Origin of the sequence: Gemmata obscuriglobus (genome assembly GCF_008065095.1) — a bacterium.
GTDB lineage: Bacteria > Planctomycetota > Planctomycetia > Gemmatales > Gemmataceae > Gemmata > Gemmata obscuriglobus.
This window is the reverse complement of sequence record NZ_CP042911.1, coordinates 4,182,265-4,205,147: the sequence shown is the minus strand read 5'-3', so window position 1 is coordinate 4,205,147 and position 22,883 is coordinate 4,182,265. Positions and strand designations below refer to the sequence as shown.

The 22,883-nt window shown below is 64.2% G+C and carries 15 protein-coding genes, 1 tRNA gene and 1 pseudogene; 9 read left to right on the top strand and 8 right to left on the bottom strand.

The window, feature by feature from the left end:
• Positions 1-80: 80 nt before the first annotated feature.
• Positions 81-974, bottom strand: coding sequence for a TIGR03067 domain-containing protein (locus GobsT_RS39705; protein WP_232068369.1), 894 nt, complete (start codon positions 972-974; stop codon positions 81-83).
• Between the two features lie 156 nt (positions 975-1,130).
• Positions 1,131-1,676 (bottom strand): annotated as a pseudogene (locus tag GobsT_RS41100) (RNA polymerase sigma factor); the annotation flags it as partial.
• A 203-nt stretch (positions 1,677-1,879) separates the two neighbouring features.
• Here GobsT_RS41100 and rpiA point away from each other — a divergent pair.
• Together rpiA and glgA are read left to right on the top strand one after the other, a co-directional pair.
• Complete coding sequence (gene rpiA, locus GobsT_RS17390; protein WP_010040672.1) at positions 1,880-2,572, top strand: ribose-5-phosphate isomerase RpiA; 693 nt, start codon at positions 1,880-1,882, stop codon at positions 2,570-2,572.
• 234 nt (positions 2,573-2,806) lie between these two features.
• Complete coding sequence (glgA, locus tag GobsT_RS17385) at positions 2,807-4,312, top strand: glycogen synthase GlgA (protein ID WP_010040669.1); 1,506 nt, start codon at positions 2,807-2,809, stop codon at positions 4,310-4,312.
• Between the two features lie 136 nt (positions 4,313-4,448).
• On the opposite strand, the gene serA is transcribed toward glgA, so the two are convergent.
• Both serA and GobsT_RS17375 read right to left on the bottom strand, forming a co-directional pair.
• On the bottom strand, positions 4,449-6,068 hold the full coding sequence (serA, locus tag GobsT_RS17380) for a phosphoglycerate dehydrogenase (protein ID WP_010040665.1): 1,620 nt from the start codon (positions 6,066-6,068) through the stop codon (positions 4,449-4,451).
• Positions 6,069-6,457: 389 nt separating this feature from the next.
• Entirely contained in the window at positions 6,458-8,290 is a 1,833-nt protein-coding gene (locus GobsT_RS17375) for an outer membrane protein assembly factor BamB family protein (protein ID WP_010040663.1), read from the bottom strand.
• 571 nt (positions 8,291-8,861) lie between these two features.
• On the opposite strand from GobsT_RS17375, the gene GobsT_RS17370 reads away from it, so the two are divergent.
• Positions 8,862-9,683, top strand: a complete 822-nt coding sequence (locus GobsT_RS17370; RefSeq protein WP_010040661.1) for an acyl-CoA desaturase — start codon at positions 8,862-8,864, stop codon at positions 9,681-9,683.
• Positions 9,684-9,945: 262 nt separating this feature from the next.
• On the opposite strand, the gene dprA is transcribed toward GobsT_RS17370, so the two are convergent.
• Entirely contained in the window at positions 9,946-11,136 is a 1,191-nt protein-coding gene (gene dprA / locus GobsT_RS17365; RefSeq protein WP_010040659.1) for a DNA-processing protein DprA, read from the bottom strand.
• 169 nt (positions 11,137-11,305) lie between these two features.
• Here dprA and GobsT_RS17360 point away from each other — a divergent pair, with 169 nt between their 5' ends.
• The 4 genes from GobsT_RS17360 to GobsT_RS17345 all read left to right on the top strand — a co-directional run bounded on the left by GobsT_RS17360 (position 11,306) and on the right by GobsT_RS17345 (position 14,378).
• Positions 11,306-12,292 (top strand): ribose-phosphate diphosphokinase, encoded by a 987-nt coding sequence (locus GobsT_RS17360; protein WP_033198396.1) that lies wholly within the window; start codon positions 11,306-11,308, stop codon positions 12,290-12,292.
• 152 nt (positions 12,293-12,444) lie between these two features.
• A complete protein-coding gene (locus GobsT_RS17355) occupies positions 12,445-13,044 on the top strand; it encodes an MJ0042-type zinc finger domain-containing protein (RefSeq protein ID WP_010040654.1) in 600 nt (199 codons plus the stop codon).
• 222 nt (positions 13,045-13,266) lie between these two features.
• Entirely contained in the window at positions 13,267-13,713 is a 447-nt protein-coding gene (locus GobsT_RS40515) for a DUF4190 domain-containing protein (protein ID WP_330591351.1), read from the top strand.
• 581 nt (positions 13,714-14,294) lie between these two features.
• Positions 14,295-14,378 (top strand) — tRNA-Leu (locus GobsT_RS17345).
• 280 nt (positions 14,379-14,658) lie between these two features.
• Here the strand turns inward: GobsT_RS17345 and GobsT_RS17340 are convergent.
• The 3 genes from GobsT_RS17340 to GobsT_RS17330 all read right to left on the bottom strand — a co-directional run bounded on the left by GobsT_RS17340 (position 14,659) and on the right by GobsT_RS17330 (position 18,014).
• A complete protein-coding gene (locus tag GobsT_RS17340) occupies positions 14,659-15,633 on the bottom strand; it encodes a DUF58 domain-containing protein (RefSeq protein WP_010040646.1) in 975 nt (324 codons plus the stop codon).
• A gap of 738 nt (positions 15,634-16,371) precedes the next feature.
• Entirely contained in the window at positions 16,372-17,031 is a 660-nt protein-coding gene (locus GobsT_RS17335) for a PEP-CTERM sorting domain-containing protein (RefSeq protein WP_010048663.1), read from the bottom strand.
• A 323-nt stretch (positions 17,032-17,354) separates the two neighbouring features.
• On the bottom strand, positions 17,355-18,014 hold the full coding sequence (locus GobsT_RS17330) for a GntR family transcriptional regulator (protein WP_010048668.1): 660 nt from the start codon (positions 18,012-18,014) through the stop codon (positions 17,355-17,357).
• A gap of 186 nt (positions 18,015-18,200) precedes the next feature.
• On the opposite strand from GobsT_RS17330, the gene GobsT_RS17325 reads away from it, so the two are divergent.
• Together GobsT_RS17325 and GobsT_RS17320 are read left to right on the top strand one after the other, a co-directional pair.
• Positions 18,201-21,365, top strand: coding sequence for an efflux RND transporter permease subunit (locus GobsT_RS17325; RefSeq protein ID WP_010048670.1), 3,165 nt, complete (start codon positions 18,201-18,203; stop codon positions 21,363-21,365).
• Positions 21,366-21,454: 89 nt separating this feature from the next.
• Complete coding sequence (locus tag GobsT_RS17320) at positions 21,455-22,714, top strand: efflux RND transporter periplasmic adaptor subunit (RefSeq protein WP_010048673.1); 1,260 nt, start codon at positions 21,455-21,457, stop codon at positions 22,712-22,714.
• Positions 22,715-22,883: the final 169 nt, after the last annotated feature.

Genomic DNA, 22,883 nt, shown 5'->3' with positions numbered 1-22,883 from the left:
GATGTCTGCGCAGAATCAATCACAAAAAACACATCCGTCGGCCAATATAATCAATTATGCCAATGTGTGTTGGCGCGGCGCTACTTCTTGTCCTTGACCCGCTCAAGGGTTATAAGCGCTGCTTCACCCAGCGCCCCGGTAGCGAAGGTTGTGGGCCGCCCCTTCTCGCCGCTCTTCGGGTCCCCCAGACAAATGACGAGTCGGCCCTTTTCCAGCTTGTAGATCCCCGGACTCGTTATGCCCTTACCCGCTCCTTCCAGGCCGGCCAGATCGATGTGCTTCGGCGATTTGGTCGTGTCCAGTTTCACAGACGATCTCCCCCCGAGTTTCTCGCCGGGGTCACCGAACTGGACTTCCGCGCCCGAGAACACCCAACGCCCACCCTCAATCTCGGCGGCCGGGGCCTTCTTTCCGTTGGCTTCCAGAGCCACAACCTTCCACTCACCATTAAGGAGTTTGAGGTCATTGGTCGGTGCGGCCTGGGGCTCGAGTGACTTGGCACGGTCAGCCTTTTCGAGTTTCTCGAGTTCCTCCTTGATCTCCTTGATGGCCCACGGGAGTCTTGAGGGGGAATTGAGCCCGATATCATCGGTGTAGTATTTCAGCCGCGGTCTCAGTTCCTGGATCTTTCGCTCCAGGTCGGCCACCTTTTTGGTCAGCGCGGTCGCGTCCTCCTTACCGGGTCGCCCGGCGGCATAGATTTCCCGGCGATGTTTGAGCAGTTCGAGTTCGGTGATCACCGTCAGGAGTTGCTCGAATTCGGCGAAGCGGTCCTTTGCGTCCTGAGCCAGTTCCGCATTCGTTTTGACCTTCGAAGCGGGCTCGCCTTTTTGGGGCGGGGCCGCGGGTACGGGCATCGGAGCCGGCGGTGCTGGAGTTGACGGCAGCGAGCCGAACGCTGCGATTCCAGCCCCAGCCAGTCCGAGCAAACACGCGACCGCACCCGCGGCCATCTTCCACTTGGCGGTACTCATGGCGTGCAGAACTCCTTCGGTGAGGGTTAACACGACGGGGCGAACGGCCGCTCCACCGCTTACGAGTGCCACGGCGGCGCGGACCATACCGACCGGTGTGGCCGATGTTGACAACACCAGGATCGGGGCCACCCCACGCTGGATGAGCCGATCGCGCAGCAGGCGTCGGGCGCGACTGAGCCGCCCGGCGATGGTCCCGACCGGGCATCGCAATGCGGCTGCGGCTTCGACGTGGGTGCGTCCTTCCAACTCGCACAGCACGACCGGCAGTCGGTACCGGTCCGGGAGCCGTGCCAGTTCCTCCTGAACGATCCCGGTGATTTCCGGGTCGGGCTCCGCTGGAGCCGGAACGGTATTCAGATGCCCTGACGCCAGGACGGGAACCCGGGCGGTTCGCGCGCGCAACTTCAGGGCGACGTGGACAGCCACTCGGTGCAGCCACCCGCCGATACGCGCCCCGCGAATCGCACCGGCTTTACGAGCAAGAATGAGAAAAGTGGCCTGAAAGGCGTCCTCAGCATCGGCTTCTGAGCGAAGGAGCCGCCGGCACGGAGTCCAGACGGTGTCCGCGTGGCGGCGCATGAGCAGTTCGAACGCGGCCGCGTTTCGGTTTTGTGCGAACTGGCGAAGCAGTTCGGTGTCAGGGACCGAGTCCCCAACCTCAGCGGTCGCAGCCAGCACGCGAGCAAATCGGCGTAGCATGGGTCATCAAGTTCTCGGGGGCCGTTGCTGTTCCCTCATACTGATCCCGGCACGCCCCCGATCCATACGCCGAAACCCAAAAAACGACGAACGGGAGTAACAACAGGATCGGGAGGTCTCGGGCCGATCTCTACATCGGGTGCCTCTTGCGGCCGCAGCAGTTGCGAGCGAGAATGCCCTTTTTCCCACCGAAGGGCCAGCACATGTCCGCGGGCACTCCCGACACCGACGCCATCGCCGCGAAGGCGGTCGAACTCGTTCAGCCCGACACCGTGGTCGGTCTGGGTACGGGGCGCGCCGCGACCGCGTTCATTCAGGCGCTCGGGGCCAAAGTGCAGGCCGGGCTCCGCATCCGCGGGTTGCCCACCTCGGAAGTCTCCGCCGAACTCGCCACCAAACTGGGCATCCCCCTCGTGACCTTCGATGACGTGCCGTACATCGACGTGTGCGTGGACGGCGCCGACGAAGTCGACCCGAACGGCGACCTCATCAAGGGCTACGGCGGCGCCCTCGTGCGCGAGAAGGTCGTTGCGGCCTACGCCCGCACGTTCGTTGTGCTCGCGGGCGGCGAAAAGGTTGTCAAGGTGCTCGGCGAACGTGGCAAGCTTCCCGTTGAAGTCGTGACGTTCGCACTGACCCCGTGCCGCAAGCGTCTCGAAACGCTGGGTCTCCCGTCCGCGCTGCGGATGAAAGACGGGAAACCATTCGTCACCGATAACGGGAACTACATCCTCGACTGCCGCACCACCGCCATCACGGCCCCCGCCGACACGGAGGCGCAAATTCTCGCGATCCCCGGCGTCGTCGGGACGGGCATCTTCGCGAAGATGGCCCACACCATCATGATTCAAGGCACCGATGGGAGCGTTGAAGTGCGTGCGGGTAGCGCGAAATAACTTCGCGTGCCAACGGCGCGAGGTTTTGACGGGATCGACCGGTTGAGCGTGAGCAGAAAAACAAGAAAGCCCGCCCAGCCGTCCCGTTCTGCTCATCCTGTCGATTCCGTCAAAAATCGGCCCCTGGCCAGTGCCGCCGCGACAGATTGTGGCCATTCTTCTTTGTTCCACACCCCCCCGCAACCGATCCTATAGTTTCTAGGGTCGCGAATTGGCGCCGGCGGGAGAATCACTGTGGCCGGGTTGCGGGTACTGGTAGCGGCGAGCGAAGTGGTCGGGTTCGCGAAGACCGGCGGGTTGGCCGATGTCGCCGGCGCGCTGCCCGCGGCACTCGCGCGCCGCGGGAACACCGCTTCTGTCGTGATGCCGTTCTACAACGCGGTGAAGCGGTCCGGGCACCCGATCGAGCGCACCGGGATCGTGCTTCCCGTGCCAATGGGGGACCGGGTGCTCGCGTGCCGCGTGTACCGCTCGTTCCTCCCGAACACGTCGGTGCCGGTCTTCCTGATCGAGCACGCACCCTACTTCGAGCGCGACGACCCGAAGACCGGGCGCGGGCTGTACCAGGAGCAGGGCTGGGGCGGGAAGCAGGATTACGGCGACAACGGTGTGCGGTTCGTGTTCTTCTGCCGCGCGGTCATGGAACTGGTGCCGCACATCGGCTTCGCCCCCGACGTGATCCACGCAAACGACTGGCAAACCGGCCTCATTCCGGCGTACCTCGCGGAGACGTACCGCAACAACCCGGGCTACCAGCGCATCCGCTCGACGTTCACGGTCCACAACATCGCGTACCAGGGGTCTTACCCGCGCGAGCTGATGAACTACACCGGCCTGCCGGGGTGGCTCTACAACCCGAACCAACTCGAGCACTACGGCTTCAACTTCCTCAAGTCCGGGATCGTGTTCGCGGACGCGGTTAACACGGTCAGCCCCACCTACGCCCGCGAGATCCAGACGGGCGAGTTCGGGTACGGCCTGGAAGGGCTGCTCACGAACCTCCACTGGAAGCTGTCCGGGATCGTGAACGGGTGCGACTACGAGCACTGGAACCCGGCCCACGACAAGCACATCGCGGCGCGGTACACGCCCGAGAACGTGTTCGAGAACAAGCCGTTGTGTAAAGCGGACCTCCAGCGCCGGTTCAACCTGCCCGAAGAGCCGACCACACCCGTTCTGGGGATGGTCGCGCGGCTCGTCGGGCAAAAGGGAATCGACATCACGCTCAGCGCCGCGCAAGGGTTTCTGGACCTAGGCTGCCAGATCATCGTGCTTGGTGACGGCGATCAGATCTACCACGACCAGCTCCAGGCCCTTCGGGACAAGAATCCGAACCGCGTGGGAATCTACTTGGGGTTCAACGAGACGCTGGCACACGTGGTTGAGGCCGGCAGCGACCTGTTCCTGATGCCGAGCCGGTACGAGCCGTGCGGGCTGAACCAGATGTACAGCCTGAAGTACGGCACCCCGCCGGTGGTGCGTGCGACCGGCGGCCTCGCTGACACGGTCGTGAACGCCACGGAAGAGAACCTCGCCGACCAGCGGGCGACCGGCTTCAGCTTTAACGAGTACACCGCCCACGCCCTGTACGAGACGGTGCGTTGGGCGCTGGTCCTGTACCGCCAGCGGCCCGACGACTTCCGCCAAGTCGTTCGGACCGCAATGGCACAGGACTGGAGCTGGGACCGCAGCGCCGAGGCTTACGAGCGCCTGTACCGCAAAATCTCCGGAATCGGCTAACGCCCGCCGTGCGAAAAGCGAAAGCCCTTCGTTCTGGCCGAAAGCCAGAACGAAAGGCTTGCTAGCGTGAGTTTCGCGAACCCCAACTCAATGGGCACAGGTCGCCCGCCGTTGCGTACACATCCGCGCACAGATCTTAACCGAGCCACGCCGGAAGTTCACCCGCGGCCGGCAGTTTCACCACCGTCACCGAACTGATTTGCGGGTGCGCTTTGACCTCTGCGACCGCCTCGTCTGACGGCCAGTTGTCGAGGTTCAGAATGCCGATCGCTTCGCCGCCCGGCGAGGTGCGGCCGACCGTCATCTGCGCGATGTTCACCTTGTGCTTGCCGAAGATGGTGCCCACGAACCCGATCAGTCCCGGCACGTCGTGGTGCCGGAACACCAGCAGCACGCCGTCGAGGTAGCCCTCCATCCGGAACGGCCCGAGTTGCACGAGCCGAACGTACTGGTCACCGAAGAGAGTGCCCGACGCGACCGTCGTGCCCCCCTCGGTCTCGACCTCGGTGTGCAGGAGCGCCGCGAAGTCGCCCTTCTTCGGGCTCGACGATTCCGCGATCTCGATCCCGCGGTCGCGGGCGAGCACGTCGGCGTTCACGAGGTTCACCCCCTCGCTGAGCCGGTACTCGAGCATGCCGGCGGTGAACGCCGCGGTCAGGAGCTTGGTCTTTTGCCCCGCGAGTTCGCCGCGGTACGTGAGCGACGCCTTGCGAATCGCCCCTTGCGCGACCTGCGCCTGAAGCAGCCCGAGCCGACGGGCGAGGTCAACGTACGGACGCACTTCCGCGAGTTCGGCGGGGTTTACCGCCGCCATGTTAACCGCGTTCGCAACCTGGCCGCTCAGCAAGAAGTCCTTGATGAGCTGCGCCGCCTCGACCGCGACGTTCTCCTGCGCCTCGAGCGTGGAGGCCCCCAGGTGGGGGGTGATGACGATGTTCGGGGCTTTCGCGAGCGGGTTGTCCGCCGCGATCGGCTCCACGCTGAACACGTCCACGCCGGCCCCCGCAATGGTGCCGGCGGCCAGAGCCTCGGCCAGCGCCTTCTCGTCGATGATGCCGCCGCGGGCGACGTTCAACACACGGGCGGTCTTTTTCATCAGCCCCAGTTCGCGGGCGCCGACCATGCTCTTCGTTTCGGCCCCGCCGGGAACGTGCAGCGTGAGATAGTCGACCTTGGGCAGCAGCTCGTCCAGGCTCGCCGCCGACTCGTACCCCAGTTCGGCCACCTTGGCGGCAGTCACGAACTGGTCCAGCGCGATCACCTTCATGTCGAGGCCCTTCGCGCGCCGCGCCACCTCGCGCCCGATACGCCCGAGCCCGACCACGCCGAGCACCTTACCCGCCACCTCGGTCCCGACGAACTTGTTGCGGTCCCAACCGCCCGCCTTCATGGTCGCGTCCGCGGCCGGGATGCGCCGCGAGAGGGCGAGCAAGAGGGCGATGGTGTGCTCCGCGGCGGACACCGTGTTCCCGCCGGGCGTGTTCATCACCACGACCCCCTTGCGGGTGGCCGCGGCCACGTCGATGTTGTCCACGCCGACGCCGGCGCGAGCCACCGCGCGCATCTTTCCAGGGTTGTCGAAGTACTCGGCGCTGAGCTTCGGCTGCGACCGACAGATGACGGCGTCGGCGGCCTGAATGGCGGCCTTCAGCTCATCCCCCTTCAAACCGGGGCGGTTGTCCACTTCGATCCCAGCGGCCTGAAGCAGTTCGATCCCGGACGACTCCAGCTTGTCGGCGATGAGTACGCGCGCCATTGCTGTCCCAAAACTGAGTATGGAGATTCTTCCCGTTAAGTTACGGGTTTATGCGCGCCCGGCAGACTATTTACCACTTTCCGGTAGCAGGCGGATGCCACGATGCACAATGTAACCCGTTGCCGGATTCGGTCATGCGGTCGCCAGGGCGAGTTGCTCTGTTCTGATCTCCCTGTCGCGCGTCGGAGTACGCCGGTGCGGTGTGGTGATAGTTCAGAGGCACGGGTGTGGACTTGCCGCTCGTGAACCTGGTGGACGCGTGCGATCAGTGCCGGGGCGAGGTGCTGCACCCCGGTGTTGTCGTGCCTGCGAAGTGTTTGGTGAACCGTTCATCGTCGCTGAGCAATGCGCCACGGATCGTGCGCACGCCCTTGCCACCTTCGTGGGTGTTACCGCCGGATCGCTCGGGACGGGCGCATGTTGTCCTTCGGCGAGTAGTCCCACACGATGTCGCCACTCGTGTCCACCTCGATCACTTTGCCGGGCTGGCCCTGCGACGCGGACATGTACGTGATGAGTGTGTGGCCGTTCGGCAGCCGCTGCGCGCACGTCGCGTTGTTCACGTCGTACTTCCACACCTCTTTGCCGGCCTTCAGATCGTACTCGGCCACGCGGTTGTACTCGCACACCAGAATCCGGTCGTCGCCGGATGCGTTCATGCCGTGCAGTTGCTGTACCCGGGCCAGCGACAGCGGCTTGCCCACCTCTTTGCCGTCTTTACCGGCCAGGCGGAACAAGTTCGCCTGGTTGTTCGCACCGTTCCACATCGTCACGAACGCGATGTCACCGTTCGGCAGCCGGCACCCGCCCATAATGTCGTGCTGTCCGCGCGTGAACTGCCACACTTGCTTGCCGTCCTTGTCGCGCACGAGGATCTGGTTGCGGCACACGTACACCACCCCACCGTCGGACAGCAGTTCGACGCCGAGCGGCTGCGTAATGATCGTGGTCTTCACGATGCGGCTCGTGGAGTCGCGCTCCGTCACGCGGTTCATGTTCAACTCCGCGATCAGGTAGTTACCGTTGGGCAACTTCTTCACGTCGGTCGGGAAGCTGAGTTGATTCACCCCGATCGCCCCCAGATGAGCTTTCTCCTTCTGGTCCGGCCCCAGCGTGACGACCCGGTAGCGCCCGAAACTTCCGTCGTACTCGATCACGTCCGTGAAGCCGGTGATGCGCGGGTTGAACTCGAACGCCGCCAGATCGAACGCGGCGCCCTTCTGCTTCCACCACCCGGCCCACGCGTCGCGTGCCTTCGTTAGTGACTCCTCGGATTTGCCGAACTTGGCGTCCGGTCGGGTGTCCCCGGCGGCGAGCAGGAGGAACTCCTCCAACTGCCAGATGCGACCGCGGGGCAACTGCGGGATCAGGCCGATCAGGTCCGGGACGAACTCCCGTTCGCGAGTGGTGAGCAGCAGCGCCCACAGCCCACGAAACTTGGCGTCGGTGTCGGACTCCTTTCGCACCGCGGCCTTCACCAGCGGGAACGCGTCCTTGATGCGAATGCGTTCGGCGCCGGCGCCGCCTTCTGTCAGCGCGACGTACGCAGCGGATCGGCGGACCACTAACTTGTCGTCGAGCGCCTTGAGCAGGGCCGGCTCCGGTTTACCGGCGTCGTTGACCGCCAGCGCGACGAGGCCGGCGCGGATGTCGTCCGCCACTTCCTCCGTGTCGGCCATCGGGAGGAACCCGAGCATCACCGCCGCGGCATCCCTGGGTTTGAGCTTGACCAGCGCGCGGACCGCGGCCGACGCCACGGCCGAGTGGGGGACTTTTTCCACCCGCTTCAGCGCGATCCGCGCACGGTACGCGACCTCGGGGTCGGGGTTCTGCACCGCGGCCTTGAGCGGGCCGATCGCCGCGGAGCCGAACTTCTCCACCTCGTCCGTGGCCCGGACGCGCGCCTCGAACTCGTCGGTGCCGAAGCGGGCAATCACCTCACCGATTTTGTTCTGGTCGTCGTCCGAAAGGGTGCGAGCCTTGAGGTAGGCGAGCAGCGAGTCGGCGTCGGTCGACGTGAGCCCCGCAGCCTTCAACGCCGCGTCGTCACTGAGTTGCGCGCCGGGGGAAGCGGTCGGACCCGCACCGGGGCGCGCCGGGAGACGTTTGCCCGGAAGCACCGGTGCGTCCGGGGGCACTCGTTTTTCCTGCCCGACGATCGGAACGAGCGGCAGCGCGGCGAGCAGCAGCACAACGGCGAGCGGCATCCCGTAACGGCGCATTGAGACGGTCTCCGAAGGAGCAGACGTGCTCTAATTTACACAAACGGCCTCGGCGCGGGAAAACATATTCCGGCCGGTGCGTCCGGGTGTCTGGGTGCGGCCCCGGTTATGTCCGACGCTTTACGCGGGCAAGCATGAGGCGCCGCCGAACGTCCGGTACGTTAGGGTCTTGAGGCCGAGCCAGTACGTTGAACCGGCAGGGTCTCGAAAGCCCGCACACGAACTCCACACTTGGCACCACACGCAGCACAAAAAGTACCCCGTGGACGGCGTGAGCCGCGTCCACGAATGCTCGCCCGGGCTTGTGTCAACTGGCCACGCAGAAAAGCGGTTGGGATCCGTTGGCACCGCGATCATCGCTTTCGGGGCGCCGTGACGGCACCGGCAATGCGGCTTGTGGGATTTCGGATTTCATGCGAGCATTAGCGACCTGGGAGTCCTAATTTTATCCAGGACGCCGTATCCAACTCGCACGCTCATCGGAGCCGCCGCTATTCCTGCCACTGCACCAAATTCGGGCGTGTCGCCCGTGATTACCGTTCCCAAACTGCCACAGTTACCCGAGCCGGCAATGGACTGGTACGCGCGCGCGCGTACTGTTCCGTTCATCCTGCTGCACGTCGCGGCGGTGGTGGCGCCGTTCTTCGTGCCGTTCACCTGGGAGGCCGCGGGGCTCGGGTTGCTCTTCTATGTCACGCGTATGTTCGGCATTACCGGTGTGTACCACCGTTACTTCGCCCACCGCGCCTACAAGACGAGCCGCTGGTTCCAGTTCGTGCTTGCGTGGATCGGCTGCGCCGCGATGCAGAAGGGGCCGCTGTGGTGGGCCGGGCACCACCGCCACCACCACAAGCACTCCGATCAGGAGGACGATCCGCACTCGCCGATCGTCCGGACCGTGTGGTGGGCGCACATCGGCTGGGTGATTTCCGGGCGGTTCACGAACGCCCCTGAGATGAGAGACTTCGCTCGGTTCCGCGAGCTGCGCGTCCTGGACTCCTCATTTACCTGGGTGCCCGGGCTGTCGCTTGCCGTGCTGTGTTACCTTCTGGCCGGCTGGAGCGGTGTAGTGTGGGGGTTCTTGGTGGGCACGGTGTGCCTGTACCACGCCACATTCCTGGTGAATTCGGCGTGCCACCTGTTCGGCACACGCCGGTACGAAACGACGGACCAAAGCAAGAACTGCTGGTGGGCCGCGATCCTGACGATGGGCGAGGGTTGGCACAACAATCACCACCACTACCAGAGTTGTGCGCGCCAGGGGTTCAAGTGGTGGGAGGTGGACATGAGCTACTACATCATCCGCGCGCTGGGTGCCGTCGGACTGGTGTGGGACATCCGCGAGCCCACAGAAAAGGCGCTCACGACCAACCTGATTGCGAACAAGAAGTAAGGCATGCGCGGAGCGCTTTTTAATCCACCATTTGTTCTCGGGGATCGGCTACCTGTGTCTTCTCTGGGAGGGGGCACGGGTAGCAGACGCACGGCCGACACGGGCCGGGCGTGCTGACTTCGACGCGGCCCACTCAGTCGGCAAAAACGGTAACCCGCGATCCCCGCCTCCGGCACCGCGCGGGTGCCGGTCGTTGTCCACCACCAACCTGGCCCGCCCCTTGTCGCAGGGCCTTACGTTCTGGCGCAACGCCCTTCCCTTTTCACCGCCGCTCATAGAAGTTGCCGGGCAGTCGCCGGAGCACCTTCTTCAGTTCCAGTTGCATCAGGATGCGCGACAACTCGCCGACCGCCACGCCCAGTTCGCGTGCCAGTTCGTCCGCGTGCCGTTTGTCCGCGAGGGCGTCGAACACGCGCTGCTGGGTCACGTCCAGTATTGGTGCCGGCGGACGGGGAACGTCCTCCCGAACGGCTCGACCGGTTACCGCGTCCTCCTGCGACGGGTGCCCTTGAGCGCCTTTATACTGGGTTCCTGCGGGTGCCAGACCACGGTCCATCGAACCAGCAGGGTAGTCGGCTGTCGCGATACCCTTCAGGTCTTCGATGATGTCGTCGGCGCCGCGCACGAGCCGGGCGCCCTTGCGCAAGAGTTCCAGACAGCCGGCGCTGGCCGCGCTGTCCACGTTCCCGGGCACGGCGAACGTTTCGCGCCCCTGCTCGGCGGCGTGCGTCGCCGTGATCAGCGCGCCGCTCTTCGCGTTCGCCTCGATCACCACGATCCCCCGACTCAACCCGCTGATGATCCGGTTCCGCGCCGGAAACATCCCGGGCTGCGGCGCCACGGCCATCGGGGTTTCGGTCACCAGGCACCCGTTTCCCGCCACCTCCGCCGCAAGGTCCGCGTGTTCCGGCGGGTAAATGGAGGAGAGGCCGCCGGCGAGAACCGCGATCGTGCGCCCGCCGGCCGCCAGCGCCGCGCGGTGGGCCGCCCCGTCGATCCCGCGTGCCAGGCCCGATACGACGGTGAACCCGGCGCGCACGAGATCCCGTGAGATCTGCTCCGCAAGTCTTTTTCCGTAGGCGGTGCAGGACCGCGCGCCCACGATGCCGATCGCGTTCACGTCCGCGGCAACCCACGCCCCCCGGACGTACAACAGCGGTGGCGGCGCCGGCACCGCGGCCAGCGGCGCCGGGTACTCGGACGAGCCGAGTGCGACCGGCCGCACGCCGTGCCGCTCCAAAAGAGCGAGTTCCGAATCGATGTTGACCGCACGCAAGGCCGCAGCGAGGGCCGTTGCGAGCTTTTCACCGATGTGTGGGATCTGAACCAGATCCGCGGCGGTGGCCCGAAGGGCCGCGGCGGCCGTGCCGAACCGCTCGAGCAGTGCGGCTGTCAGTTTCGGACCGAGTCCCGGCACGAGCGCCAGCGCAAGGTGGTCGTTCACGTCCGACATTGGAACCGATGCTCGTGGGGCGGGGCTGTTGGGGTTTTTACGATACCGGATCGCCGTTATTCCCGACACAACCGTTTTTCGTGCACGCGCTGGCGGCCTAATAAATAGTGATACATAATGCGGTTCCCCCTCTGTCGCGGTCCCGTTCCATGCCGGGGGCGCTCAGGAGATGTCCGTGTTCGGAACGGTCAACACCAAGCTCAAGATCTTCAGCGGGCGGGCCAACCGTCCGCTGGCCGAGGGTATTGCGAGGGCGCTCGCGGTGCCGCTCGGCAACCTCACCATCGGCGACTTCCCGGACAAGGAGACCAGCGTCCGCATTGAGGAGGACGTGCGCGGCCGGGACGTGTTCATCGTGCAGCCCACCTGCACCCCGGTGAACGACCACCTGATGGAACTGCTCATCATCCTGGACGCGTTCAAGCGGGCCAGCCCCGCGCGGATCACCACCGTCCTCCCGTACTACGGCTACGCCCGCCAGGACCGCAAGGACAAGGGCCGCGTTCCCATCTCCGCGAAGCTCGTCGCCAACCTCATCACCAAGGCCGGCGCCGACCGCGTTCTGGCCCTGGACCTGCACGCCGCACAGATCCAGGGGTTCTTCGACATCCCGGTGGACCACCTGTACGCGGTCAAGGAGATCGCCAAGTACGTCCGCTCGCTCAACATCGACCAGAGCGATCTGGTGGTGCTCAGCCCGGACGAAGGGAGCATTAAAAAGGCGCTCGATTTCCAAAAGAATGTCGGCGGGCTGATCGCGGTGGCCGACAAGCGCCGCAGCAGCGCGACGGAGATCAAACACGGGCACCTGATCGGCGCGCCGCTCGAGGGCAAGTCGGTGGTGCTGTACGACGACATGATCTCGACCGCCGGGACCATCAGCGGGGCCGTGCGGGTGGCGCGTGACCACGGCGCCAAGCACGTGTTCGTGTGTGCCACGCACGGGGTGCTGTGCGGTCCGGCCATCGAGCGGCTGAGGGGGTCGGCGATCGACCAGATCGTCATCACGGACAGTGTTCCACTGCCCCCGGACAAGCAACTTCCAAATATGAAGGTGATTTCGGTCGCGAATCTGATCGCCAACGCGATCGGACGAATTCACGGCAACGAGTCTGTGAGCGAACTGTTCAGGGACGACCTGCCGGGCCGAAAATAGGCAACCAATTGTGCGCGGCTTGCTTTTGGTCTGCGCGCCAAAGGCGTTCGAGGGTTCTGCCGCACCGGTCCCGGACGTTCCGCGCGAGTAGTCTCCGGAACAGAAGGCGTTACAGTAGCGAAACGTTACCGTCACTCAAACCGCGAGTACCAATGCCCGACATTCGCGTCACGTGTCCGACCTGCAGCACCCAGCTCGAGGTCGACGCCGCCCACGAGGGCGAAGAGGTGGAGTGCGGCCACTGCCTCCAAGTGTTCGTAGCGGCAACGAAAAAGGATGGCTCTTCGGCGTCTGGGCGCAAGACCCGGGGGGCGGCCCCTCGCTCCGGTTCCGCGCGCGACCGTGCTGACGAGGAGGACGACGACCGCCCGCGGCGGCGCCGCCGGGATGACGATGACGATGACGATGACGATGACGACTACCGCCCACGACGGGGGGATCAGATCCCGAGCCAGCCGGTCGCCGGAATGTTATTGGGCGGGGGCATCTGGGCCCTTCTCATGAGTTTTTTGGCTGTCCTGTCCAGTTCGTTCCTGTGTTGCGCGTGGCCGGGCGTCTGGTTTGCGGTGGTCTGGGGGATACTGGCCATTGTTAACGCCTCATCTATGTTCAATAAGAGGTTTGTCGATCGGCCGAAGGCACTTTTGATAATGCAGATCATTCAGATTGTAAATTTCGACGTTGTCAATCTGGCGTTGGGGATTGTCGGGCTGGCTTCCGGCGGAGGCGGGCGCGGGCGGCGCGACGACTGAACGCCGCTCGTCATTGTCAGCGCCTCCTTGGCAGTGCGTCTTTGAACGGCCGCCGGCAGGGACACTCTCGTCAAAGCCGCACCAGTCGGTAACCGGTCGCCCACAACTTGCGAGCACCGAATCCGTCGCCACACCCGCGAGTGCCAATGCCCGATATTCGCGTCACGTGCCCGACGTGCAACACCCAGCTCGAGGGTCCATGCCGCCCACGAGGGCGAAGAGGTGGAGTGCGGCCACTGCCTCCAAGTGTTCGTAGCGACCACCAAGAAGCCCGGGAACTCGGCATCCGGCGGTCAGATTCGGGGTACAACCTCGCGATCACGTCGTTCGCGCGATGATGACGACGATGACCGTCCGCGGCGACGCCGGCGTGACTACGATGATGACGATGATGATTACCGCCCCCGGCGGCGTTCGCAAGGTGGCAACGGGCAGGCTGTAACGGCGCTGGTGCTCGGCATTTTGTCACTCCCACTGTGCTGTTGCCCGTTGGTCGGCATTGCGACCTCGATCGGTGCGATCACAACAGGCTCTTTGGGGATGAAAAAAACCGAGAACAAGGGGATGGCCGTTGCCGGACTGGTACTCGGGATCATTGGCCTGATACTCGCGATCATCAGGGCCGCCGCGGGCGTCGCTATGCAAATGAACCCGAACAAGTTCCGTTAAACCCTGTTCATTGATTGAAGATCCACACGGCGCAGTTTCGTTCACCGCGCCGCCCTGCGCCGACTTTGGTAGTGACCAATGAGTCGGGATCGTTGCACGTTGGCGAACGTCGCCTCACCTTCTTCTCGACTGCGTTTCCGGCGTGCCCTCAATCTCGTCTTTGGTCCATCGCGTGTGCCGTCCGGGTACCCCAATCGTGACTCCGATGGGTTCGTAAATGCCGGTATTTTGGTGGCGCGCCCGCAAAGTTTGGCCGGTCGGCTCAGCCGGTTTCGTTCGCTGCCACACGCGAACCAGCACCGGCAGCACGGGCACACGAGTGCGGGTTCGCCCAAGCCTACCGTTAGTGCGGTGAATGAGGCACGGCACCAGAGACCCAGACTCGATGACCGGTAACAGCATTGGGAAGCGTAAATCATTGGCTTCCATCGCTTTCGCAGTGACACAAGTCAACTCAGGTCGTTACCCAAATTGAACGCTTGCGAGTCCGCCCCGTAGTCCTGGGAATTGGAAAATGCGTGTTGATTCTACTGCGTTGCGGTAGTAGCCTAATGCTCACTACGATGGGTAAAAGGTCGCAAGCGAGGGTGGCGGAATTGGCAGACGCAACAGATTTAGGTTCTGTCGATCGCAAGATCGTGGGGGTTCAAGTCCCCCCCTTCGCACTCTAGGTTTTCAAGGGTTTTGGTTCTTGCTGGCGCAGTTCGGCCGCAACTGACTTTCGACATAAGTTCGCAATCGCCCTGGAGTGCTTCCGCAATAGCCGCCAGGGACTTAGATATTCGAATCCCTTGTCAGGCATCGACTTGCGATTCGACTGTCCACACGGCCTGGGTTCGTTACTATCCCTTGAGTGGTGATTAGGACCTCACTTTCCTCTTCAGCGGCAAAGACAGTCCGGCGAATCCGAGCCGCATCCACATGTGTGCCTTCCCGCTGGCGGCATCAACTGAACCGTCGCTGCCGCTGAACCAAGTACTCGATCAGCGCCTTGTCAAACCCCACGGACGTATCCACCCCGAGGTAGTCGATGTTCGCCGAGGCGCATTCCGTGCGGACGTAGTTCCGGAATTCCTCAACGAACGTGACATAGTCGTCGCGGATGCCTTGCGCGTCGAGCTCTTGGTGCTCGTCGGACTCCACGTCCTGGAAATCGACCAACCCCGCGAGCGGGAACTTCGCCTCCAGCACATCCAGCACGTGGAACACGATCACCTCGTGGCCCGCATACCGTAACCGGTACAGGCTGCGGACCAGTGCGTCCGCCTCGCTCTTCCAATCGTCAGTAGTGGGTAACAGGTCACTGAAGAGCATGATCAGGCTCTTGCCCTTGATCATGGACGTGAGCTGAAACAGACTCTCCGGAATGTTGGTCTCGCCAGTGGCTTTGAGGTTGGCGAGCACCGAAAGAATGGTCCCGAGTTGCGTGCGCTTGGATTTCGGCGGCACGACGGTGCGCAGCTTGGTGTCGAACGCCACCAACCCGACCGGGTCCTGCTGGTAGATCATCAGGTATCCGAGCGCGGCAGCGAGACACACGGCGTAATCGAACTTGGTCAGCGTCTCGTCGGCCGCACCCAACGCGCCCCAGTCGAGTTTCACGCCGGCCCTGCGTGCCTCCGCCGGGCCGTTCCAGTCCATCGACTTCGACAGGTCCATGACGAGATAGCCCGTCATGTTGGTCTCGGCTTGGTACTTCTTGACGAAGTACTTACCTGTCTTGGCGTAGACACCCCAGTCGAGGGATTTGAGGTCGTCACCAGGGTTGTACTTGCGGTGTTCCGAAAACTCCACGGAGAAGCCGTGGAAGGGGCTGCGGTGCAGACCCGTCAGAAACCCCTGAACGATGAACTTCGCCCGCAGATCGAGCCGCGCCACTTGGCGGATCACATCGGGCCGCAAATACTTCTCGGCACTCATACTGGCATTGTACCGGACTTTATACTTGACAGAGCGAGACTCGCGATGAGTTACCATTTTCCCACGATGTGGAGCAACGTGCGATGAGCGTCTCCCTCATACATGAACCCGTCGTGGGTGTCGCTTTCTGACGAGCCGGGAGCGGTAGCGTGCATGCCGCCCTCGGGCGGTCGCGTCTCGCCAAGAACAGCGACACGACCACAGGGCATGAGTACGAGAACGGGCCGCGTTCTTGCGCCCCGTGCGGGCGGAACGGTTCATGAGGACCGTTTTGACAGGATCGACAGGATGAAGACCGATCAATTTGAAATCCTGTTCATCTTGTCGATCCTGTCAAAACGGTCCTCGCATCCCCATCGCGCGTTCGTGCCCCGCTCCTGGACGGTCGCGGCTCGTCAAGAAGTGCGACACAGCCACCAAGCACCTGTATCAGAGCGCAATGTCGCGTGTGATGGGTGCTGGAATCGCTGGGCAATTACTTGGATTGTTCCCGTAACGATTACTGTGTCTAATTCTGCGATCGAAAAGCCAAAAGATGAGCAAGACGCCACGAATCTATAACCAAACAAAAAACGCGCCGATTTCATCTACTGCAAAGCGACCAGTTCTTCATCTTGAGTACGCTAAAAACACCGAACGCCACACAGAAGCTACGACACGAGGGCGTGGAATGAGCAAATGCCGGCGGCCGGATCGGATTTCCGATCCGGCCGCCGGCATGAAGGCAAATTTAAGAAATCAGGCAGCCACAACCGGACGGCGGAGCCGGCGAGCCGCCCCGCCCGCAATCCCGACGGCAAGTAACCCAGAAAGAACCATCGTCCCCGGTTCCGGCACGACGTTAATCGTGATCTGAGAAGCCGAGTAGTTGATCATCGAGTCGAGGAACTGACCGTTAGCGAGTATGTTATCGACACCGCTACTCGCGTCGCTCGTGTAGACGAGAGTCTGCCCCATGGACATGCCCGTGAACGTGAATGTTCCGAGCAGCACGCGCCCGTTGCTATCAGGCATCACCGCGCCCCCGTCAACGTCGTTAATCACGTTCAACCGGGCGTATTTTTTGCTGTTTGCAATGGTGGTCGAGGCGCTTTCGAACTGACCGGCAGTAAGAGAGTTGGGAGTAATTCCAGCGACTTGAACATTGTTGTTCATGTAGTTAAGACGTACCCCCCCAGCAACCAAGCCATGCTGGGAAAGATCCTGCTTTGGATCAGTAGGAGGGGCGGTCTGAACCAAGTAGACCTGAATGTTGATGGTACCATTCAGGTCCACATTGAAGGTAGTCGGGGAAGTCTGACCGGTACTGCTAACAAACTGGTACTGGTAGTCGGCCCGAGCGCTGGCCCCGCTAAAGAGGGCGAGCGTGACCGTCAGCAGGAACACGCGGAGCTTCATAGGGTACCCTTCGCGGCAGTGTGGAAAATTAAAGCTACCTGATCAATGATCCCATGTCTACCCGAGACGGCAAAATTTGACCATTTTGCGCACCGCCTCACTTGACTCGTCGAGGGTTCCTGTGGTAGCAAAGTTGTCCTCGCCCGCAGCACACATCAGCGAAATGTGCAGTGTACCGATGAGCCTGCTCAACAACGCGAATTGCATCCGGCCACATTACTGCCGCTTTTCCTTTCCATTTAACGTCTTACGTCACACTCCTGTGTCAGCCTCCCGGTGATGGTGTGTTGGCCCCTGCCCTCCGGCTTCGTCGTTCCTCGTGGTTAGGTTGGTTGAACAAGCTCCGCGTTTGTGTCTGTTTCAGGCGGGGGAGAAAAGGCGGCGGCGTGCTCTCGCAGCAGTGTGCCGGCTGTAACGCCGTCCCCGCGGTCCAGAACGGCGAGGATGCGTTCGTAGGATGTTTCCGCGAGTTTGCGGTTAATTTCGCCCCAGCCCAACCGGATTCGCACCCACGTTTCAAACGCGAGCGCCTCCCACAACCGCAACAGGGTGGCGTTGCCGGACGCGGCCACAATCGTGCGGTGCAATGCGTACACCTGGGCCGCCTGGTCGGCGTAATCTTTCGCGTCGGCGGCCCGCAGGATTGCTGCGACACCGGGGCGCAACGTTTCTGCACGGCCGGCGAGTGCCGGGGCCGCTGTCAGGGCGGCAGCCTGTTCGAGTACGCCGCGGACGAAGTAGGCCTCGCGGATCTCCGGCGCACCGACGACTCGGACGTAGGTGCCGCGATGCGCCTTCGTTTCGACCAGCCGCGACGCTTCTAACTCCCGCAGCGCTTCGCGCACCGACCCCTGGCTCGTTCCGAACTCGCGCGCGAGCTGCAACTCGATCAGCCGCTCACCGGGCTGATAGTGCCCCGCCAGAATTCGCTCGGTCAGCGCCCGTCGGACGTGATCCCGAACGCTGCCCTTCTTCACAGACATGCGCGAGCCTCGGGGAGAGTGCCGCTTCAATTCTTCACTGTAAACAATACGCATGCCGGCTATTGCATCTTGTTTATCGATTATCGATAATCGCTGACAGCCTGCCGCCCCTGTTTGGGTATTCCCGGTTGCCGCCGGTTCGAATCGCGATGCCGCGTCGCGCCGCGACATCTCAGGGGCCGCCCCATGTGGATCGTCAAACTCGCCCTCGACCGCACGTACACGTTCGTTGTCGTCTCGCTGCTGATCCTCGTGGTCGGGATCGTCGCGATTTACAAGATGCCGCAGGACAACTTCCCCGACATCGACATCCCCGTTGTAACAGTTGTGTACCTGTACTCGGGCATGCCCGCGGACGACATCGAAAAGCGCATCCTCCTCGTCACCGAGCGGGTGCTGACCGCTTCAGTCAACGACATCGAGCACATGGAGAGTCAGGCTTACACGGGCACGGGGGTGATCCGCATCTACTTCCGCCCGAACGCCAAGATCGAAGCCGCCACCGCCCAGGTGACCGCGACCTGTCAGACGGTGCTGAGCAACATGCCGCAGGGCACCACCCCGCCGTACATCGTCCGGTACAGCGCCACCAGCGTCCCCGTGGCCCAGATCGCGGTCTCCAGTGACACCCTTACGGAAGCGGAGCTGTACGACTACGCGGCCAACTTCATCATTCAGCGGCTCGGCACGGTTCAGGGGGCGCGCGTGCCTCAGCCCTACGGCGGCAAGCCGCGCCAGATCATGGTGGACCTGGACCCGCAGCAGCTCTACGCGCGGGGCCTGTCCGCCGCGGACGTCAGCACGGCGGTCAACGCGCAGAACCTGATCCTCCCCGCCGGCACCGCCAAAATCGGCGAAACCGATTTTAACATCAAGGTGAACAGCAGCCCGGAACTGGTCGAGGCGTTCAACCAGATGCCGGTGAAGACGGTGAACGGCACGCCCGTTTACCTCCGGGACGTGGCCCAGGTGCGGGACGGCTACGCGGTGCAAACCAACGTCGTGCGCCGCGACGGCAAGCGGGCGGTGCTGCTCCCCATTATGAAGGGCGAGGGGGCGTCCACCATCGAAGTCGTGTCCCGCGTGCGGCAGGCGCTGCCGGGCATCCAGGCGCAACTTCCCCCCGAACTGAAACTCGAAGTGCTGTTCGACCAGTCGGTGTTCGTTCGCGAGTCGGTGAACGGGGTGCTGCACGAGGGCGCCGTCGCCGCGGGCCTGACCGCCCTGCTGATCCTCGTGTTCCTCGGCTCGTGGCGCTCGACGCTGATCATCATCATCTCCATCCCCCTGTCGGTGATGTGTTCGATCCTCTGCCTCTGGGCGTTCGGGGAGACGCTCAACGTGATGACCCTGGGCGGGATGGCGCTGGCGGTCGGCATCCTGGTGGACGACGCGACCGTCGAGATCGAGAACGTCCACCGCAACATGGCGATGCGGAAGCCGCTCCGGCACGCGATCCTCGACGGGGCGCAGCAGATCGCGATTCCCGCACTCGTGTCGACGCTCGCGATCTGCATCGTGTTCGTGCCGGTGGTGTTCCTCACCGGCCCGGCGGCGTACCTGTTCATCCCGCTGGCGATGGCGGTGATCTTCGCGATGCTCGCGAGCTACTTCCTGTCGCGCACGCTGGTGCCGACGCTGATGCTGTTCCTTCTGGGGCGCGAGGCCCGACAATACGCCAGCGGACAGCACGACGCCCCGTCGGGCGTGTTCGGCAAGCTGCACGCGAAGTTCGAGAGCACGTTCGAGCGGGTCCGCCAGGCGTACCGCGGGCTGCTCGACTGGGCGCTGCACAACCGCGGCGTCACGGTGGCGCTCATGCTCGGGTTCGCAATCGGGTCGTTCGCGCTGGTCCCGTTCATCGGCCGCGACTTCTTCCCCACGGTCGACGCCGGCCAGATCCGGCTGCACGTCCGGGCGCCCGCGGGCACGCGGCTGGAAGAGACCGAGCGGATCTTCGGGCAGATCGAGGACGTGATCCGCGAGCAGATCCCCGACGCGGAGCGCGACACGGTCATCGACAACATGGGCGTGTCCCCGTTCTACACGAACACCGCGTACATCAACAACGAGCTGGTGAGCGTGTACGACGGCGAAATCCTGGTGTCGCTGAAGCACGAACACCGCCCGACCGCGGACCACATCCGCAAGCTGCGTCAGGAGCTGCCCAAGCGCTTCCCGGGGTGTACGTTCGACTTCCTCCCGGCCGACGTGACCGGCCAGGTGCTCACGTTCGGCAAGCCCGCGCCCGTCAACGTGCAGGTGGTGGGGGTGCGGCGCGAGGAGAACCTCGCGGTCGCGAAGCAGTTGCGCGAGAAGCTGAGCAAGATCCCGGGCGTGGTGGACGTGCGGCTGCGGCAGATCGCCGACGCGCCCGAGATCCGCGTGGACGTGGACCGGGTGATGGCCAGCGGCCTGAACGTGACCCAGCAGGAGGCCGCCCGGTCGCTGCTCGTCTCGCTCAGCTCGTCGTTCCAGGGCACGCCCAACTTCTGGGTGAACCCGAAGAACGGCGTGAACTACCGGGTCGCCGTGCAGACCCCGCAGACCCGCATCGACTCGGTCGACGCGCTGCTCAGCACGCCCGTCACCGGCGAGGGGACCGAGCCGCAACTGCTCTCCAATCTGGCGACGGTGCGGCGCGCGGAGTCGTCCGGCCTTATCAGCCATTACAACGTGCAAACGGTGTACGAGGTGTGCGCGACCGTGCAGGACCGCGACCTGGGCGGCGCCGCGGCCGACATCAAGGCGGTGGTCGAAGAGGCCCGCGGCACCCTGCCGAAGGGCAGCACGCTGGCGATCCGCGGGCAGATCGAGAGCATGGACGAGTCGTTCGCGGGGCTGGGGTTCGGGCTGCTGTTCGCGGTGCTGCTGGTGTACCTGCTGATGGTGGTCAACTTCCAGTCGTGGACCGACCCCTTTGTGATCCTGATGGCGCTGCCGGGCGCCGCGGCGGGCATCCTGTGGGCGCTGTTCGCCACCGGAACAACGGTGAGCGTCCCGGCCCTGATGGGCGGGATCATGACCGTCGGCGTCGCGACCGCCAACAGCATTCTCATGGTGACGTTCGCCAACGAGAAGCGGGCGGCCGGCCTGAACGGCCGCCGCGCCGCGCTGGCGGCGGGCTCGACGCGGCTCCGCCCCGTGCTGATGACCGCGATGGCGATGATCGCCGGGATGCTGCCGATGTCGCTCGGGCACGGCGAGGGCGGCGAGCAGAACGCCCCGCTCGGCCGGGCGGTTATCGGCGGCCTGACCGTGGCCACCGCGTACACCCTGTTCTTCGTGCCGGTCATGTACAGCCTGCTCCGGCCCAAACCGGCACCGGCCGAACCCGCCGACGCGAACTGAGTCATTCCAGCACCCCCGGCGAAGCCGTGCGGGTCAGTGAATCTTGCAACCCGGAACTTGGACCACCAGGACCTCGAAGGGAGCCGGCCGTGAGCACCCCCGTACTACACACGAACCCCGCGCACGGGCACGCCGACCCGGACCACGTCGAAGCCCCGCCGGCGCGGCCGTCGTTCCTCCGGTTACTCGTGCTGGCAATCCTCGCGCTCGCCGCCCTCGGGGCGCTGGGTGTCGCCGGCGTCCGGGCGCGGCACCGGCAACAGGCCGACCGCACCGAAGCGGCGGAGGCCGTGCGCACGGACCGTCCCCGTGTGCTGGTGGTGACCGCCGAACGCGCGCCGCCGAAGGTCGAGCAGGTGCTCCCGGGGACCGCGTACCCGCTCCGCGAGACCGCGGTGTACGCCCGCACCAGCGGCTACCTGCGCAAGTGGTACGTGGACATCGGCGACGAAGTGAAGGAGGGCCAGTTACTGGCCGAGATCGAGACGCCCGAGGTGGACGCGCAACTCCTTCAGGCGCGGGCGGCGCTGGGCGAATCGCTCGCGACCCGGGACCGGAACCGCGCGAGCGTGGAGCTGAGCCGGCTGAACCTCGACCGCGTTCGGCAAACGTACAGCGGCGGCGCCGGCTCCAAGCAGGAGCGGGACGAGGCCGAAGCGAGTTTCAAGGTGTCGACAGCAACGGTCGAGCTTTCCGAAGCGACGATCAAGGCGAGCGAGGCCAACGTCAAGCGGCTGGAGGACCTGCAACGGTTCCAGAAGGTGACCGCGCCGTTCGGCGGCGTCATCACCGCCCGCAACTACGACCCCGGGGCGCTCGTCGTCGCCGACAGTTCCGCCGGGCGGGAAATGTTCCACTTGGCGCAGATCGACACGCTGCGGGTGTTCGCCGACGTGCCGCAAACGTTCGCCACGGCGGTGCGCGCCGGGCAGCCGGCGCCGGTTTCGCGGCGCGAGGTGCCCGGCCGCGAGTTCGCCGGCGCGGTGGCCCGCACCACGCAGTCGGTCAACGTGCTGACCCGGACCCTGCGGGTCGAGGTGGCGGTTCCGAACCGGGACCACGCGCTGCTGCCCGGGATGTACCTTCAGGTGCGGTTCCAGCTCGAGAACCCGGGAAATGTGGTTCGCGTCCCCGGTGCCGCGGTCGTGATCCGCGCCGAGGGGGCGAAGGTCGCGCTGGTCGACACCGCCGGGCGCGTGACGTACCGGGCGGTGAAGCTGGGGCGTGACTACGGCCAAACCGTCGAGATCACAGAAGGGTTAACCGGTGGCGAGCGGTTGGTGGTGCGCCCCGGCGACGACCTCGCCGACGGAACGCTCGTAGAGGCTGCTACCGCCAGCGGCCGTTGAAACCAGCGTCATTTACGATCCGGCTGGTTGTGTTTGTTTCTTGTGGCACAGACATTCCTGTCTGTGCAGCGATTACTGAACCGCACAGACAGGAATGTCTATGCCACGAGAAGAGCAGACAAAATAGACGCCGGCAATTGGAACGTGAGTCGGGCTGAACTCAACGCCC